Source organism: Pseudomonas sp. RA_35y_Pfl2_P32, assembly GCF_963970735.1.
Lineage (GTDB): Bacteria > Pseudomonadota > Gammaproteobacteria > Pseudomonadales > Pseudomonadaceae > Aquipseudomonas.
Map to the genome: position 1 here is coordinate 1 of NZ_CAXAQF010000366.1, position 438 is coordinate 438.

At 66.9% G+C, this 438-nt stretch carries 1 protein-coding gene; it reads left to right on the forward strand.

What is annotated here, in order from left to right; genetic code table 11:
• Window positions 1–438 (forward strand): aminotransferase class I/II-fold pyridoxal phosphate-dependent enzyme (locus tag AACY45_RS28730; RefSeq protein ID WP_339548863.1); only part of this gene is annotated, 438 nt, incomplete at both ends.

The following is a 438-nucleotide window of genomic DNA, read 5'->3' on the forward strand; positions in this document are numbered from 1 at the left end:
CGGATTGTCTTCCTGGCCGACCCGGCGAACCCGACCGGAACCTGGCTGCCGTTCACCGAAGTCAGGCGCCTGCACGAGGCGCTGCCGCCGTCGGTGCTGTTCCTGCTCGACGGCGCCTATGCCGAATTCGCCAGAGGACTGAATGGCTTCGGTGACGGACTTGAGTTGGCGCGCGAAGCGTCGAACATCTTGGTCACGCGCACCTTCTCCAAGATCCACGGGCTTGCCGCCGAACGCATTGGCTGGGGCTATGGCTCGGCCGAGGCGATTGCCGCGATGCACCGCATCCGCGCGCCGTTCTGCTGCACCACGGCGGGCCAGGAAGCGGCGATTGCGGCTTTGGGCGCGGCCGACTTCATCGCTGCCTCGCGCGAGCATAACCGCGTGTGGCGCGCCTGGTTCAAGGACGAGATCGCCAAGCTCGGCAATGTGGGCCTG